The 16,455-nt window shown below is 39.9% G+C and carries 14 protein-coding genes and 4 tRNA genes; 9 read left to right on the top strand and 9 right to left on the bottom strand.

From position 1 onward, the window contains the following. Positions 1-37: 37 nt before the first annotated feature. The 7 genes from mraY to MKL35_RS08045 all read right to left on the bottom strand — a co-directional run bounded on the left by mraY (position 38) and on the right by MKL35_RS08045 (position 8,391). The gene (mraY, locus tag MKL35_RS08075) at positions 38-1,156 is read right to left on the bottom strand and encodes a phospho-N-acetylmuramoyl-pentapeptide-transferase (RefSeq protein WP_002051726.1); all 1,119 of its coding nucleotides are present in this window, start codon (positions 1,154-1,156) and stop codon (positions 38-40) included. After that, positions 1,157-2,557: a UDP-N-acetylmuramoyl-tripeptide--D-alanyl-D-alanine ligase gene (locus MKL35_RS08070; RefSeq protein ID WP_032011713.1), complete on the bottom strand. Its 1,401-nt coding sequence runs from the start codon at positions 2,555-2,557 to the stop codon at positions 1,157-1,159. A gap of 8 nt (positions 2,558-2,565) precedes the next feature. Further along, positions 2,566-4,065, bottom strand: a complete 1,500-nt coding sequence (locus MKL35_RS08065) for a UDP-N-acetylmuramoyl-L-alanyl-D-glutamate--2,6-diaminopimelate ligase (RefSeq protein ID WP_031953439.1) — start codon at positions 4,063-4,065, stop codon at positions 2,566-2,568. Positions 4,066-4,068: 3 nt separating this feature from the next. Beyond that, entirely contained in the window at positions 4,069-5,901 is a 1,833-nt protein-coding gene (gene ftsI / locus MKL35_RS08060) for a penicillin-binding protein PBP3 (RefSeq protein WP_002051677.1), read from the bottom strand. 11 nt (positions 5,902-5,912) lie between these two features. Continuing rightward, a complete protein-coding gene (gene ftsL, locus MKL35_RS08055) occupies positions 5,913-6,245 on the bottom strand; it encodes a cell division protein FtsL (RefSeq protein ID WP_002051754.1) in 333 nt (110 codons plus the stop codon). Beyond that, the gene (gene rsmH / locus MKL35_RS08050) at positions 6,245-7,168 is read right to left on the bottom strand and encodes a 16S rRNA (cytosine(1402)-N(4))-methyltransferase RsmH (RefSeq protein WP_002051672.1); all 924 of its coding nucleotides are present in this window, start codon (positions 7,166-7,168) and stop codon (positions 6,245-6,247) included. The genes ftsL and rsmH overlap by 1 nt, the downstream gene beginning before the upstream one ends. Before the next feature lie 221 nt (positions 7,169-7,389). Then, positions 7,390-8,391: a sulfate ABC transporter substrate-binding protein gene (locus MKL35_RS08045; protein ID WP_065286491.1), complete on the bottom strand. Its 1,002-nt coding sequence runs from the start codon at positions 8,389-8,391 to the stop codon at positions 7,390-7,392. Positions 8,392-8,791: 400 nt separating this feature from the next. On the opposite strand from MKL35_RS08045, the gene MKL35_RS08040 reads away from it, so the two are divergent. From MKL35_RS08040 to MKL35_RS08005, 8 genes are all read left to right on the top strand, one after another. Next, positions 8,792-9,091: a hypothetical protein gene (locus tag MKL35_RS08040; RefSeq protein ID WP_032011711.1), complete on the top strand. Its 300-nt coding sequence runs from the start codon at positions 8,792-8,794 to the stop codon at positions 9,089-9,091. Between the two features lie 117 nt (positions 9,092-9,208). Next, the gene (gene gltX / locus MKL35_RS08035; protein ID WP_002051704.1) at positions 9,209-10,717 is read left to right on the top strand and encodes a glutamate--tRNA ligase; all 1,509 of its coding nucleotides are present in this window, start codon (positions 9,209-9,211) and stop codon (positions 10,715-10,717) included. 57 nt (positions 10,718-10,774) lie between these two features. Beyond that, positions 10,775-10,850, top strand: a tRNA-Ala gene (locus MKL35_RS08030). Positions 10,851-10,875: 25 nt separating this feature from the next. After that, positions 10,876-10,951: transfer RNA gene (locus MKL35_RS08025), tRNA-Glu, on the top strand. A gap of 131 nt (positions 10,952-11,082) precedes the next feature. After that, positions 11,083-12,501, top strand: a complete 1,419-nt coding sequence (locus tag MKL35_RS08020; RefSeq protein ID WP_004711637.1) for an amino acid permease — start codon at positions 11,083-11,085, stop codon at positions 12,499-12,501. A gap of 116 nt (positions 12,502-12,617) precedes the next feature. Continuing rightward, complete coding sequence (locus MKL35_RS08015; RefSeq protein ID WP_004711635.1) at positions 12,618-13,502, top strand: hypothetical protein; 885 nt, start codon at positions 12,618-12,620, stop codon at positions 13,500-13,502. A gap of 134 nt (positions 13,503-13,636) precedes the next feature. Beyond that, positions 13,637-13,712: transfer RNA gene (locus tag MKL35_RS08010), tRNA-Glu, on the top strand. Positions 13,713-13,740: 28 nt separating this feature from the next. Continuing rightward, a tRNA-Glu gene (locus tag MKL35_RS08005) sits at positions 13,741-13,816 on the top strand. Positions 13,817-13,908: 92 nt separating this feature from the next. On the opposite strand, the gene MKL35_RS08000 is transcribed toward MKL35_RS08005, so the two are convergent. Then, complete coding sequence (locus tag MKL35_RS08000; RefSeq protein ID WP_270913323.1) at positions 13,909-14,856, bottom strand: hypothetical protein; 948 nt, start codon at positions 14,854-14,856, stop codon at positions 13,909-13,911. A gap of 274 nt (positions 14,857-15,130) precedes the next feature. On the opposite strand from MKL35_RS08000, the gene MKL35_RS07995 reads away from it, so the two are divergent. Further along, complete coding sequence (locus tag MKL35_RS07995; RefSeq protein ID WP_002051673.1) at positions 15,131-15,469, top strand: membrane protein; 339 nt, start codon at positions 15,131-15,133, stop codon at positions 15,467-15,469. Between the two features lie 19 nt (positions 15,470-15,488). On the opposite strand, the gene MKL35_RS07990 is transcribed toward MKL35_RS07995, so the two are convergent. Further along, positions 15,489-16,445, bottom strand: coding sequence for a cation diffusion facilitator family transporter (locus MKL35_RS07990; protein ID WP_002051646.1), 957 nt, complete (start codon positions 16,443-16,445; stop codon positions 15,489-15,491). Between the last annotated feature and the right edge of the window lie 10 nt (positions 16,446-16,455).

Below are 16,455 nucleotides of genomic sequence, written 5' to 3'. Positions count from 1 at the left end.
AGTAGAAACTGGCTTTATATTGACACCAAAATAAGTTCTAGCGCAATTTTAAGGTCATTAGGCCTAAAACAACTAGCATAATCGTAATAATCCAGAATCGAATTACAACTTGAGTTTCTTTCCAGCCTTGTTTTTCATAGTGATGGTGTAAAGGTGCCATCAAGAATACGCGCTTATTTCGCATTCGCAACGACCCGATTTGTAGGAATACTGATACAGCCTCCATCACAAAAACACCGCCCATAATCGCAAATACGATTTCTTGGCGTACCATCACGGCAATTGTTCCAAGCATTGCGCCTAGAGCTAAAGCGCCCACATCACCCATAAAGACTTGTGCTGGATGTGCGTTATACCAAAGGAATGCCAAGCCTGCACCAATCATCGCTGAACAGATCACCACAAGCTCAGAGGTATATTTCACATATGGAATATGTAAATAGTTAGCGAAACGAATGTCACCAGATAAATAAGCAAATACACCTAAACCTGAAGCCACCATAACCACCGGCATAATAGCTAAACCATCTAAACCGTCAGTTAAGTTAACCGCATTAGAAGCACCATTAATTACTAAATAGGTGAATACAATAAATGCCAAGCCTAATGGAACAATAGAAAGTGGAATTGAAAGATTCTTGAAGAAAGGAATCAATAAATCCAGCATATTTGCTGTGTATTCTGAATTAGATTGTTCAGTTGCAATTAAATATAACGCAATACCAGCACCAAGTGAGGCAATAGAAGTCCAGAAGAATTTCTTACGTGCAGGTAAGCCCGCATTATCTTTATAGCGAATCTTAATCCAGTCATCTGCCCAGCCAACCGCACCGAACACAACCATTACACCAAGTACAATCCAAACATAAGGGTTAGATAAATCAGCCCACAATAAAGTACTAATACCAATTGAGAGTAGAATTAAAATCCCTCCCATTGTCGGTGTACCCATTTTTTTGGCATGATTTTCAGGAGCAAACGAACTTACTGCCTGACCGTATTTTAACGCTTGTAATTTACGAATCATGATTGGTCCGAGAACCAAACCAATGGTCAGTGACGTTAATACACTGAGTAAAGAACGTAATGTTAAATAACGAACAACCTGAAACGAACTGTGATAGCCCGCAAGTTGTTCAAACAACCATAACAGCATTTAAAGTTTCTCCATCAAATCAGCCATCAACGTTTCCATATGAGTAAAGCGAGAACCTTTAAACAGGAAACTCATGGACTGGGGTTGATGTGTTTGGATTAGATTGATTAAAAATGGAAGCGCCTCAGCTTGAGTCTGAAATGCTTTCAATTTAGTAGAATGAAGGCCCGCACCTTCGAGAGCTGCTGAGGCAAACTGCCCAACTGCAATAATATGATCTAAAGGAAGCTGAGCGAGATCGCGACCTAAATCATGATGTTCTTGCCAACTACTATCGCCAAGTTCCCCAATATCCCCCATCACCATGACTTTAATGCCATTTTGTTGAAGTAATACTTGTGCCGCAGCTCGCATAGATGTTGGATTAGCGTTATAAGTATCATCAATAAATAAATGAGGCGCTTTTTGAATAAAGTTCAAACGGCCTTTCGCGCCTTGTGCTTGCTCTAATCCTTTTACAATATCGTCTAGGCTAACACCTAATGCCAAAGCAAATGCTACTGCAGCAGTTGCATTTTGCACATTATGCTCACCTGCAAATGGCAGCCTTACAAAACTTGAACCTTGAGGTGTATGTAACTGGAAATTGGCAGATTGTGGCAACAATTCAATCTCTGTAGCAAAGACATCACCACCAGTACCAAAACTCATAATGTGATGACTTTTTGCTGCTTCACGAATCTCGGTAGTAAAGTCATCTTGTTGCGGAACAATAGCAACACCGTGAGGTAGAATATGACGATAAATTTCTGATTTAGCACGGCAAATACCATCGCGACCACCGAACTCACCTAAGTGAGCAGTCCCAATATTTAAAATGCCAGCGACATGCGGTTGAACAAGTTTTGATGTGTAATCAATTTCACCTTGATGATTTGCCCCAAGTTCCATCACTGCATATTGATGTTCCTTGCGAAGCTCAAGCAGCATCATCGGCACACCAAGGTCATTATTTAAATTGCCTCGGGTAATCAATGTAGGGGCTAAACGAGATAAGATGCTTCCTAGCATTTCTTTAGTGGTGGTTTTACCGCTACTTCCCGTTAAAGCAATAACTTTCAATTGAGCATTTTGTTCACGGCGATATGCACCAAGTTGCCCCAAAGCCAAGCGAGTATCAGCAACTACAAGCTGAGCAATGTTGGCATCTATAGGTTGCTCAACAATAGCGACTTGGCAACCATTTGCAGCGACTTGCGCGACAAAATTATGCGCATCGAAACGTTCACCTTTTAATGCTAAAAAGGCATCCCCACTTTCTGCATGACGCGAGTCAGTCAAAATACGTTTAATTTCAGTTTGAGGGATCTGGTCTTTATGCCAGTAACCCTGTGTTGCCTGTTGTAATTGTTGAGCTGTCCACGGTTCCAAAGGCACGGTACTGGTGGTTGAAGTATGCATAATTTTTCCTATTGTGCAGGGTAAGCAGCATCTACCGTATGATGTTGTGCATCAATCGCAGAACGCACTTCAACCACATCATCAAACCAGTGACGCACACCATTAATTTCTTGATAATTTTCATGACCTTTTCCGGCAATCACCACAATGTCACCAGCTTGAGCGTGCTGTGTAACAAATTTAATTGCTTCACGACGGTCATGAATTTCATGCATACGATGCCCTGAAAAATCTATTCCTTGCTTCATATCAGCAAAGATTTGTTCGGGGTCTTCTGTTCTTGGGTTATCTGAAGTCAGAATAACAGGATTTGCACCATCTAAAGCTGCTTGAGTCATGAGTGGGCGCTTACCACGATCACGGTCACCACCACATCCAAATACAGCCCAAAGCTGATTCGAAACGTGACGTTTTAATGTTTTAAGCACTTGAATCAATGCATCGGGTGTATGCGCATAATCCACCACAAAAAGTCGCTCATCATCACGAATGACCTGCATTCGGCCTGGTGCGCCAATCAGTTTAGGAACAAAATTAACTAATGCTTTTAAATCGAAACCAGCTTGCTCAGCAGCGATCAGCGCCGCAATCAAGTTTTCAACATTAAAATGACCTAATAATGGACTTTCTACAGTAAATGAACCTTGCTGCCCCACTAAATTAAAGGTTGCACCTGCCAAGCTATAACTTAAATCGGTAATATAATAATCGGCCGTATTTTGAGTAAGCGAATAAGTCAAAATTTTAGGTTGCGCTGGATTATTCTTCGCCGATTTAATCATTAAATCTGCATGTGCATCATCTAGATTAATCACAGCAACTTTTAACGAATTAAACTTGAATAAACGAGCCTTTGCTTCTGCATAAGCTTCTAGCGTGCCATGATAATCGAGGTGATCACGACTTAAGTTACTATAAACAGCAATTTCAATATCACAACCATTTAATCGGCCCTGCTCAAGACCATGCGAACTCGCTTCTAAAGAAGCAAAAGTTGCGCCGTGCTTAGCATAAGCATGTAATTCATTTTGTAACTGCAAAGCATCAAGAGTAGTATGTGTAGAAGGCGTTAAGTCCGGCAAAATACCATTACCAGTCGTTCCCATCACCGCACAGCGCTGCTGTTGCGAACTAATTAACTCAGCAATTAGGCGAGAAATAGTCGTTTTACCATTCGTACCTGTTACAGCAATAATCCGTAATGGTTTAACCGTATCAGTTTGTTGTAAATAACGTTTTTGCCACTCACCCATACGCTGACGCACATCAGAACACACCCACTCATTCGCTACACCTAATTCGGTTTCACTAATTACAGCAAGTGCCCCATTTGTTAAAGCTGCTTCAGCAAATGTGCGTGTTTTTTCAGGTTGGCTATAACTGGTCAAGGCAATAAAAATTTGGCCAGCTTCTACTTTACGACTATCTAAATTAAAGCCATGAAATGGCTGTTGAGGCCATTGTGCATCAATCTCGATTGGATTAATTTCTTGAAAAGAAACAGTCATAGCTTACCTGCGAATAGGATTTTGTGGAGTGTTAAGTGGCTTATCAAGCGGCACGTTCATTAAACGTAGTGACTCTTGCATAATACGAGCGAAAACTGGGGCAGCAACCAAACCACCGTAGTAACGACCTTGTGGATTTTCCACAACCACAATAACAGCTAAACGCGGATCACTAATTGGTGCAACGCCGGCAAATAAAGCACGATATTCACTATTTGAATAGCCTTTACCATCAGCACGCAATTTATGAGCAGTACCTGTTTTACCGCCTACTCGATAGCCTGGAATATTGGCTTGTGTCGCTGTACCACCCGGCATAGTCACTTGCTCAAGCATTAACAAGACTTGATCAGCAATTTTTGGGTTAAGAACTTGCTCTCCTTTAGGTGCCTGATCTAATTTATGCAAGCTTAATGGCATTTTGACGCCATGATTTGCAAGCATGGCATAGCCTTGTGCCAGCTGAAGAATAGTTGCGTTTAGACCATAACCATAAGCCATGGTACCAATTTGAGAAGAGTTTAATTTATTTACAGGAAGTACTAAGCCAGAACTTTCCCCTGGGAACTTCACAGCAGAACGCTTACCAAAACCAACACGATTAAAGAAGGTCGGTAAAGTCTCTTTTGGAAGTGATAATGCAATTTTTGCAGAACCCACGTTTGAAGACTTAATAATCACACCTGTTACGGTCAAAGCCCCATAGTTATGGGTATCACGAATAGTATGCCAACCTAAACGCATTGAACCAGGAGAGGTATTTACAATCGTATTTGGTGTGTATTGACCAGTTTCTAATGCAGCAGAAATGGTAAATGGCTTCATGGTTGACCCCGGTTCGAACATATCGATCGCACCACGGTTACGCATAGCATCTTTATTAGACAAGCCATTCTTATCATTCGGGTTATAAGATGGCCAACTGGTCATAGCCAAAATCTCACCCGTTTTAACATCAACCGCAATAGCCGTTGCTGAACGTGCATTATTCGCAACACCCGCTGCGGTCAATTCGCGATACATAATGTACTGTAAACGAGAGTCGATACTTAAAGTGATATTCTCACCCGGCTCGCCCTCACGAATCACCTCAGAAACTTTTAAACGATTACCACGCTTATCACGAATAATTTTTTGTTCGCCATCTACTCCAGAAAGCTGCTTATTCAACTGCATTTCCAGGCCTTCAACACCTTGACCCTCACTATTAGTCAAACCAATAATTTGGGCATTTGGTTGTGGCTGCGGATAATAGCGTTTGTAAGTTTTTTCTGCATAAACCCCTTGGAAGTTACCTTTCATAATGAGGTCAGCTTGTTGCGGTGGTACTTCTTTTTTCAAAACTAAATAACGAGAACGCGGACGCGCATTCATCTGTTTCTTAAGATCAGCACGATCAACACCGACCACATCGGCAAGCTCATCTAAGTTTAAATTTTTATCTGGTAATTGGCGTTTTAATTTACGATTTTTTGGATCTTGTTTTAGTTCAGCCGAAATTTGATCATATAAATGTTTAGTTTCAAAATAATCACGTGGGTCCATCACAATTTTCATGATTGGACTACTGATCGCTAAAGGCACACCGTGGCGATCGCTAATTACACCACGCATAGCTTCTACACGTTCAGTACGCAAAATATTGGCATTGGCCTTATTTTGTAAAAAGTCCTTATTAATGATCTGAACATAAAATGCACGTGCAATTAATACCACAAAACACAGGAGCACCACTGCCCAGAGCAGATAAAACCGCCACATATCAAAGGCAAGACTTGGTTTTTCCGAAATAGACTGCTGTTTTTTTCGTGTTTGCTTTGTTCGCTTATCTACCATACAGCAAGGCCTTACTTATTTTGCTCTGAGGTCATCGGTAAAGAAATTACCACCGTTTCTGCAGCCGGTGGCGAAAACATTCGTAATTGTGTCACAGCACGCGTACCAATTTGAGCAGTCGCACCAAATGTTTGTTGCTCAATCAATAAACGTCCCCATTCAGCATTGAGGTCATCACGTTCACGCATATAAGAGCTTAACTCTCTATAATCATGACGGTATTCAAATACTTGCAATACCACCATCATGGCACTGATGAAAACCAACGCCACCATGACTGTATATATCACAACTTTTTTGACCACTTTATTTTCTGTGGTTTCGATTTCATCACTGCTTTTCATTACGCGCCTTTTTGTTCCAAGCGTTCAGCAACCCGAAGCCATGCACTACGTGAACGTGGATTCGCTTTTACTTCTTCTTCACTCGCACGAACCCGTGAAATTTTCTTTAATCTTCTCGTATCAACCTGCTGTTGAGGCATTCCCCAACCAGAATCTTCTGCTAGCGTTGATTCTTTTTGAATAAACTGTTTGATCAACCTGTCTTCAAGCGAATGGAAGCTGATCACAGACAAACGCCCCTTTGGTTTAAGCAAGTCTACAGCTTGCGGTAAAAACACTTCAATATCATCTAGTTCTTTGTTAATAGCAATACGAATAGCCTGAAAAGTACGTGTCGCCGGATGCTTATGTTTTTCCCATTTTGGATGGGCTGTTTTTACAAGTTCAGCCAGTTGTGCTGTCGTATCTAATTTTCCAGCTTGTTTAATTGCTTTAGCAATACGGCGACTATATCGTTCTTCACCATATTGATAAATGATATTCGCCAACTGTTCCTCTTCAATTTCAAGTAACCATTCAGCAGCAGTCAAACCTTTAGAGTTATCCATACGCATGTCTAAAGGGCCATCTTGCATAAAACTAAAGCCGCGTTCTGCCTGATCTAATTGAGGAGAAGATACGCCTAAGTCTGCCATAATTCCATCGACACTTTGCACCCCAATTTCCTGCATTTTTTCTTTTATATCAGCAAAACTTGCATGAATAATGGTAAATCTCGGGTCTTCTTGTGCTAAAGCGGCTGCAACTTCCAGAGCCTGAGGATCTTTATCAAAGGCATATACTCGAGCGTTTTCATCGAGTTTCGACAATAATAAGCGTGTATGCCCACCTCGTCCAAAGGTTGCATCGATATACACCCCAGTTGTGCGATCTGCCAATAAGCTTTCAACGGTCTCAAAAAGTAAGACAGAAATATGCGACATAGGAGTTAAATCATAGCGTAAAAATGTAACTGCACATTATCACCTTGTTTACGATGAACACCAAACGGCTTTTTGTAGGAAAATATTAATTTTTCATAGAGAAAACCGTTTTCTTTGCATTTTTTAAGCAAAATAAAAAGCAAGCTCACCTTTTCAGGTTCACTTGCTTCAATATGAAAAGTTTAATTAATTTTTAAACTAGGTAGCTGCCCATATTTTATTTACTGTTTCCCATCATAAATTTGATCAAAGATGGCCCCATTGGCAAAGTGAGTTTGCTGAGCTTTTGCCCAGCCACCAAAAACATCATTAATCGTAAATAATTTAATTTTTGGAAATTGTGCTGCATATTTAGCAGCGACTTGAGGATTACGTGGACGAAAATAATGTTTCGCAGCCAACTCTTGCCCTAATGGTGAATATAAAAAGTTGAGATAGCCTTTTGCTAAAGTACGGTTACCGTCCTTATCGACTGTTTTATCTACAATCGCAACAGAAGGCTCTGCCAAAATTGAAATTGATGGGTACACAATTTCATATTTATCTTTATCGAGACCTTTCGTTGCCAATAATGCTTCATTTTCCCAAGAAAGTAGAACATCTCCAATTCCACGTTCAGCAAATGTAGTAAGCGAACCACGTGCTCCCGAATCTAGCACCTTAACATTGTGATAAAGTTTTTTAACTAGCTCTTTTGCTTTGGCATCACTGCCACCAGGCTGTTTTAAAGCATATCCCCACGCAGAAAGATAAATCCAGCGCGGTGCTCCACCCGTTTTGGGATTAGGTGTAATAATTTCAACACCTGGTTTAGTTAAATCATTCCAATCACGGATATTCTTTGGATTACCTTTTCTAACCAGAAACACCACTGTAGAGGTATAAGGCGCAGAGTTATTAGGAAACTCTTTTTGCCAGTTTGGCTGGATATATCCAGCTTTAACAATCTCATCAATATCATTTGCTAAAGCCAAGGTTACTACATCGGCTTGAAGACCAGTTGCTACAGCTCGCGCCTGTTTTCCGGAGCCCCCATGGGATTGTTTAAAATCGACATCCTGACCGGTGCGTTGTTTCCAGAATTTTCCAAATGCCTGATTATATTCTTGATAAAATTCACGCGTTGGATCATAAGAAACATTTAAAAATGTAGTCGCAGCCTGTACTGCACTTACTGCTAACCCCATATATGTAGCGACCGCAATTTTTACTATTCTTTTCATTTATAAATACCAATTTTACTTTTAAACTATATTACATTTTTATATTTTAATTTTTCTATCAAACACTTATAACAATTCAAGGTTTATTAATCACTTTAAACGATATCATTCACGCTTACTTTTTATTCATAATTTCGAAAAGTTTTGTAATTATTCTTATAGTTTATTTATAGTCTTCACTTTATCTACACATTAATTTGTTAAATAATGAGACGTAATGGATACAGATAGGCTACATTTGAAAGATACCAACGTAAAATAAAGGTATTTTTTGTAAAAAGTGTGACATGGTTCTACTTTTTTATTAAAATTTATGTTTGAATCGTAGCGTTACCGTAATTTTACATTTGGTTAAACTCAAAAAATAGACGAAATGTACGTACTGAGGGGATGAGTAAAAATGAAAATTAAGTATGGAAAAGCTTTGAGTTTGGGTTTGGTACTCAGTTTTGCATCACAATTATCAATTGCCGCAGCACTCAAAGACACACCAACCAAAAGCGTTTCTGACCGCCAGTCTTCGCTTATTGAAAAAGCACTCGACCAGCAAAAACGCAATACTATAGCTCTACCATCTACAGATGATGAGTTAAAAGTACTTAACACTATTCGTGTAACACCTACTCAAAACTTTCTTGCAGCACAGCATGAGCGTTTCTCACGTTTTGTTCAGGCCATCTTCCAGCCACATACTTCTTAATATTTGAAACGACCCCTCATCGTTTCAACTTAAGCCCAGTCTGCCGTTAAATAAAAACGTCAGAATACTGGGCTTTTTCGTTATAATAGTTTCAATTTTTATTTTGACCCATTATCTATGAAAGTTCGTACTCGTATTGCACCTTCTCCTACTGGTTTCCCACATGTTGGTACTGCCTACATTGCTTTATTCAATATGTGTTTTGCGAAACAACATGGCGGGGAATTTATTTTAAGAATTGAAGATACCGACCAACTTCGCTCTACACCAGAATCTGAAAAAATGATTTTAGATTCTTTACGCTGGTTAGGTTTAAATTGGTCTGAAGGTCCAGATGTGGGTGGCCCGCACGCGCCTTATCGCCAATCAGAGCGTATGGGAATTTATAAGCAATACGCGTTAGAACTTGTTGAAAAAGGCCATGCTTTTTACTGTTTCGCTACAGCAGAAGAACTTGATCAAATGCGTGCCGAACAGCAGGCTCGCGGTGAAACACCAAAATATGATGGCCGCGGTTTAAAGCTTTCTCAAGAAGAAGTAACTCGCCGCCTAGAAGCAGGCGAACCTCATGTCATCCGTATGAAAGTTCCAGAAGAAGGTGTATGTAAATTTAACGACTTACTCCGTGGGGAAGTAGAAATTCCTTGGGCACAAGTCGACATGCAAGTCCTTCTTAAGACTGATGGTTTACCAACTTACCATTTAGCAAATGTCGTTGATGACCATTTAATGGAAATCACTCATGTATTACGTGGTGAAGAATGGCTTCCTTCTGCACCGAAGCATCAGTTGCTTTACCAATACTTTGGTTGGGAAATGCCAACACTTTGCCATATGCCATTGCTACGTAATCCAGATAAATCGAAGTTATCTAAACGTAAAAATCCAACATCAATTAACTACTACCGTGATATTGGTGTTCTACCAGAAGCCTTACTCAACTATTTAGGCCGTATGGGCTGGTCAATGCCAGATGAGCGTGAAGTATTTACCCTGCAAGACATGATGGATCACTTTGATATTCAACGTGTATCTTTAGGCGGCCCAATTTTCGATGTTGAAAAACTCAATTGGTTAAATGGTCAATGGATTAAAGGTTTAACACCAGGCCAGCTACTAGACCGTTTACTTACTTGGAAGAGTGACCGCAATACATTAGAAGATATTGCTGCTGCAATTCAACCGCGTATTAATTTACTTTCTGAAGCAGTAAATTGGGCTGGTTTCTACTTTAACCATATGCCACAAATTACAGCCGAAATGTTTGAAAGTAAAAAATTGACTCAAGAACAAGTTCGCCAAAGCTTACAATTTGCTATTTGGCGTCTTGAAAGTCAGTTTACTTGGAATAATGACACGGTTAGCCAAACCTTAATGGACTTGGCAAATCAAATGGGTATTAAACTACGTGATTTTATGCCTGCTTTCTTTATCGCAATTGCTGGCTCAACCAGTTCAACACCAGTGATGCAATCAATGGTTACGCTTGGTCCAGATTTAACCTTTGCTCGCTTACGACATGCATTAGAAATTGTTGGTGCCCCGAGTAAAAAAGAGGTAAAAAACTGGGAAAAGCTCAATGAAAGCTTAAAACTGCCGAAAAATGAAGCAACTAGCGAAGCTTAATTCATTTTTTTGTTGACGTGTGGGCGCATTCACCCTAATATTGCGCTCACACAAACTGGGGCCATAGCTCAGTTGGTAGAGCGCTACAATGGCATTGTAGAGGTCAGCGGTTCGATCCCGCTTGGCTCCACCAAGATCCTTTGTGTTTGCCTCATCAAGTCCCTATCGTCTAGAGGCCTAGGACATCGCCCTTTCACGGCGGTAACCGGGGTTCGAATCCCCGTAGGGACGCCATTTTCTATTTTAAAAATTCCTTTTAAAGACTCTATCGTCACCTTCCTGTCTATTCTTTGACACCTTCTTGATTGCACATTTGTCTATTTTATCTAAAATAGCGTCTTTCTTAAATTCTCTCAATGTGTAATATGCAGCCATCTGACAATCAACTAGATGCTCAGCATCAGAACAGTACTGCACCTTTAAAAAGAGCCATGAGTACTCGCCACCTTGTGATGTTATCGCTAGGCGGTGCAATCGGTACTGGTTTATTTTTGGGTTCAGGGGAAGTCATTTCACAAACTGGACCTATTGGCGCAATTATTGCCTACATTCTTGGGGGTGCAATTGCTTACATGGTTATGCTCTGTTTAGGCGAGCTGGCTGTGCACATGCCTGTTTCTGGTTCTTTTGGTGCATATGCCCAAAAGTACATTAGTCCAAGTACAGGCTACATGATTTCATGGATGTATTGGCTAACATGGACAGCAACGCTAGGGACCGAATTTACCGCCGCTGCCCTACTCATGCAGGAATGGTTTCCGCAAATTTCAATGTGGATCTGGACACTTATTTTTGCAGTGACGATTTTTGGGCTAAATATTAGTTCAACTCGAGTATTTGCTGAATCTGAGTTCTGGTTAGCGCTTGTTAAGGTTGTTACCGTTATTGCCTTTATTGTGCTTGGGTTATTAGCCATTTTTGGTTTAATTCCTTTTCATGGCGCTCAAACTGCTCCTCTGTTTAGTAATTTAACAGCCCAAGGCTGGTTCCCACACGGTTTCCTCCCTATCTTTACTACCATGCTGATTGTGAATTTTGCGTTCTCTGGGACAGAACTAATTGGTGTGGCTGCTGGTGAAACTAAAGATCCTGCACAAAACGTCCCTAAAGCGATTAATGCTGCAATCTGGCGCCTTCTTATTTTCTTTGTCGGCACCATTATTGTGATCAGTGCATTACTCCCTTTCCAGCTTGCAGGCTTAAGCAGTGAAAGTGTAAGTAGCAGTCCTTTCGTTACTGTATTTAATTACATTGGTATTCCATATGCAGATGATATCATTCGTTTTGTAATTATTACTGCACTGCTCTCAGCCGCCAATTCAGGTTTATATGCCGCTTCACGCATGATGTGGTCTTTATCAGAACAAAAGCTTCTTCCAAGTGTATTTGCCAAGCTTTCAAAAAGTGGGACACCTATTGTTGCTTTAGTAGTTACCATGTTTGGCGCAATCCCAGGTTTGTTATCGGAACAGTTTGCACCTGAAACCATCTTTAAAAACTTACTCGGCGTTGCAGCTTTCACCATGGTTATTGTCTGGATGAGTATCTGTTTAAGTCAGTTCAATTTCCGTAGACACTGGTACCGAGCTGGACATACGGTTAAAGATTTAAAATATGCTGCACCATTATTTCCTATTGTCCCAATTTTAGGTTTTCTATTCTGCTTTATTACCTGTTTAAGTATGGCAGCGGACCCTCAAATGCGAGCGGGTTTTGTAGGTTGCTTAATTTTTACGGCTCTTTGCTATATCAGTTATTTTATTTTTTATCGCCATAAGGCCTAAGTGCTTGTAATTAAAAAGTGTAGCAAAAAGCTACACTTTTTTTTGTTTAGATACTGGCTTTATAGAATCTACCGTTGTAGATTAAAATTTATATTAAAAACAATTCCTTGTATACAATGAAAATTATATTTATCCATGGGATGAATCAACAAAATTACACAGCACATCGTTTAAAAGAGCACTGGCTAAGAGTCTTTAAACTGGGCTTAAAACAATTGCACTGTAGAGTTAATTTAAGAGATTTACATATACACATGCCTTTTTATGGCGATTTAATGACGAAATATCAACTCTCTAATCAATTAGATTTAAACACCTTACTTCCAAAATCCTTTAACTTTCATTTGCCTATCCATTTACACTCACAAGCCAACACACCTAAGGAACATACTCCTTTTGTGCCACATCTTCCTCTTTCCCCCGATCAACCCGCAGAAAGCTTATCAGAACGTTTATATCTGACTTCACAGTTAGTAAAAGATCGCGTTCTTAAAGAAATGGTGGTCCTTTTAAATAATTTTCCTAAATTACATGAGAGCTTAATTCAACAATTCTTGATTGAAACTTACATGTACTTATCTAATCCTGATTTTATGTACGAAGTTCATCAAAGAATTTTAAAACAAATGCACGATGATGAAGATTGTATTGTAGTCGCTCACTCTTTAGGTTCCGTGATCGCATTTCACTTGTTATCAGATCCAGCTTATCATTTTTCAGTACAACGCTTTGTTACCTTAGCTTCACCACTTTCTTTTCGGGTGATCCAAAGTAAACTCCCTATTCCGATTGAACGACCAAAATGCCTCAATGGCGATTGGTATAATTTCTACTCAAAAGATGATTTTTTAACAGCTTTCCCATTAAGTGAAGCACCTTTTAATTTCACTCCACCAATTATCAATCAAGAAATTTTTACTTTTGCGAACCAACCCCATGAAATTGTAGGGTACTTACAACACCATGCAGTCATCAAAGCAATTATTGAACCTTTTCAATAAAAATTAGCCATAAATGCCTATATTTTCTACAATTTGAGTTATTTTTAAGCGCTTGAATGTTTTTTTTAATATTTCTTCAGAAAACTATTTGACACTTTTATTAAATCGACCTAATATACGCCCACCTCTGAAACGTCCCTATCGTCTAGAGGCCTAGGACATCGCCCTTTCACGGCGGTAACCGGGGTTCGAATCCCCGTAGGGACGCCAATATTTTTCAGATGTATGCCTCATATAAGTCCCTATCGTCTAGAGGCCTAGGACATCGCCCTTTCACGGCGGTAACCGGGGTTCGAATCCCCGTAGGGACGCCAAATTCTAAAAAGCCACTGCATGAAGACAGTGGCTTTTTTCTTATCTACGCAATAAAAAAGCTGATCATCAATCAGCTTCTCATTTATGTAATTTAATTCGCAATTCCAACTTGGACTTCAAGACGACCTGATTGAACCCGTAGTCCTTTTATTTCGAATTGATCTACCAGTTGCTGCACAAGCTCCCGGCTTTCCCTCAAAATATTGAGTCCCGGTAAAATACTAAAGTCTGTCAAGCTTAAAAGTTTTTCTACCATCCATGAACGGTTGTTAATGAAATCAATAAACCCTGCCTGTTCAAGGTCAATAAACCACATACGGTGACCATCACGCTGAATACCCGGGATATCACGAATCAAATGATTAATCAGTGATGGTATAGGCAACATGTTAATGACTTCGAAACCTACTCGGCCGATACGACGGACTGCCCAATTCGACAATGTTCCACCATGTCGAATGTGTACATCTAGGCTTTCATCCATTTGACGTAAACGTAAGAATTTTTCTTGCCCAATACGGCATTCCAATACCCGAAAATCTAAACTCAGCCGATATAGGAAACGGTGATAGTGCCCATCGATTTCAACCTGAAACCGATCATTGCCACATTGAACTTTAATATCATCAATTTCTGACCGATCTATTCGTTTACGAATTTGGCTATTTAACAGCATTTCAGGCAAATATAAATTCAGCGTACTCTTACCTAGAAAAGTACGGGCCATAATTAACGCAACCTGACGCGCAGTTTCACTGGTTTCAGAGACCATATCTCTAACAGTTCCTGCTGCCAGATTGGTCATGCCAACGACCCCACGCTTTGTATGAGTTGTTACATGGTCTAAAGCATCTAAGGCTGCATCTGCAACCTCTGCAAGATTACGTGTCGTATCACTAGCAAACCCAACGGCATCATGAGCATGTTGCAAGGTCTTATGCAGCAAACGGCGTGAGAATGACAGTTTTATAGGGTCAGGGTTCCCTGAAACTGTTGATGTCGTTATAGGCTCCGACTTATTGTCATCTTCTTGACCCAAGTCCCTCTCCTTTTTATATTTCTTTCGCATCCCATTAATCAGCTTTTCAGCTCATTTCCAGTGTTGAACACACTTGGTTTTTATCTAGATTAGCATGCTCTACGGTACTATTTTAACTTTTATGTGTACGCATAAATCATCATTTTTTCATATATGCTTGTTTCAAAAAAGTATTTTTATATCTAACTTTTATATCACTTTTTAAAAGCCCTACAATTTTTTTCCTTTCTTTGCATTTCCGTTAGAATAGATTCAAATTTAATGTGGAGCTGTCATGCAATATCGTTGCCCTCAATGTCAAAGTGTTAAAATTATGCCAGTAAGCCAAGGTGTTAACAGTGCCAAACCTGTTGTGCCTAAGAGCTTAGTGATTTTAGTTCCTGCCATTTTTGTACTATTACTCTTGGTTGTAATTAGTATTTTTATGTGGATTTTTGGCAATGGTGCAGGCACTTCTCTACAAATTGCAACGGTCGTTGTTTTTGTTGTGACTCTAGGGGCGGGTTTTATGTTCTGGCGTGATTTGCCGGACTTTAAATTGTCTATGCAAGCATTTATGCAGTCACAAAAACATTGGAAATGTCGTGACTGCAATCACGAATGGGAAATTTAAAAAAAGTATTCACATCAGCTTAGTGCTGATGTGAATGTTCTTTATCAGTCTCATCATGTTCATGTGAAGCATGTTGAGCGATATGCTGACAATTGATCTCGGCATCATCTTCAATTTGCAATGTCACTTCGCCAATACCATGCTCATGAGAAAGCATTTCAACAGCATCTTGATAGAGCTTAGTACGGTCAGCTTCAGGCGCAAATAAGTGCACAGTTAAATGAATGTTTTTAGAAGTAATCGCCCATACCTTGAGTTGGTGAATACTTTCAACACCATTTAAAGACAATAAATCTGCACGTAACTTTTCGATATCAACTTCTTCAGGTACGCCTTCGAGCAAAATATTAATACTTTGTTTCAGTAAAACCCAAGTTCTTGGTAATACCCAAAAACCAATCAATACCGCAATAATCGTATCGACCCAGTACCAGTTGGTGAAGTAAATCACAACTGCACCAATAATAACGCCAACCGAGCCTAGTGCATCACTCAACACCTCTAAATAAGCACCTTTCACGTTTAAGCTGTTATTGGCACTCGACATGAGGATTTTCATTGAGATAAGGTTAATCACTAAACCAATGGTTGCCACAATGAGCATGCCCACACTTTGAATTTCAGGCGGCTTAGAGAAGCGAATATAAGCTTCATATAAAATATAAATTGCCACTACGAACAGCATGAGCGCATTAAATAATGCAGCCAAAATTTCAAAGCGCTGATAACCAAAAGTACGTTTATTATCGGCTGGACGCTTAGCAATCTGAATTGCAATCAGAGCAATTGCCAGAGCAGCGGCATCGGTAAACATATGCGCAGCGTCGGAGAGTAATGCCAAACTTTGTGTAATTAATCCAGCAACGACCTCAACAATTAAAAATGTTGAAGTCAGTGCTAAAGCAATCATTAATTTCTTAGCATTACCTTCAGTCACTACAGCATGACTATGATCATGACCATGTTGTCCACCCATTTTGCGGACT

Source organism: Acinetobacter sp. AOR41_HL, assembly GCF_027854645.1.
Classification (GTDB): Bacteria; Pseudomonadota; Gammaproteobacteria; order Pseudomonadales; family Moraxellaceae; genus Acinetobacter; species Acinetobacter nosocomialis.
Note: the sequence above shows the minus strand (reverse complement) of the source record. Positions and strands in the feature narration are given on the sequence as shown.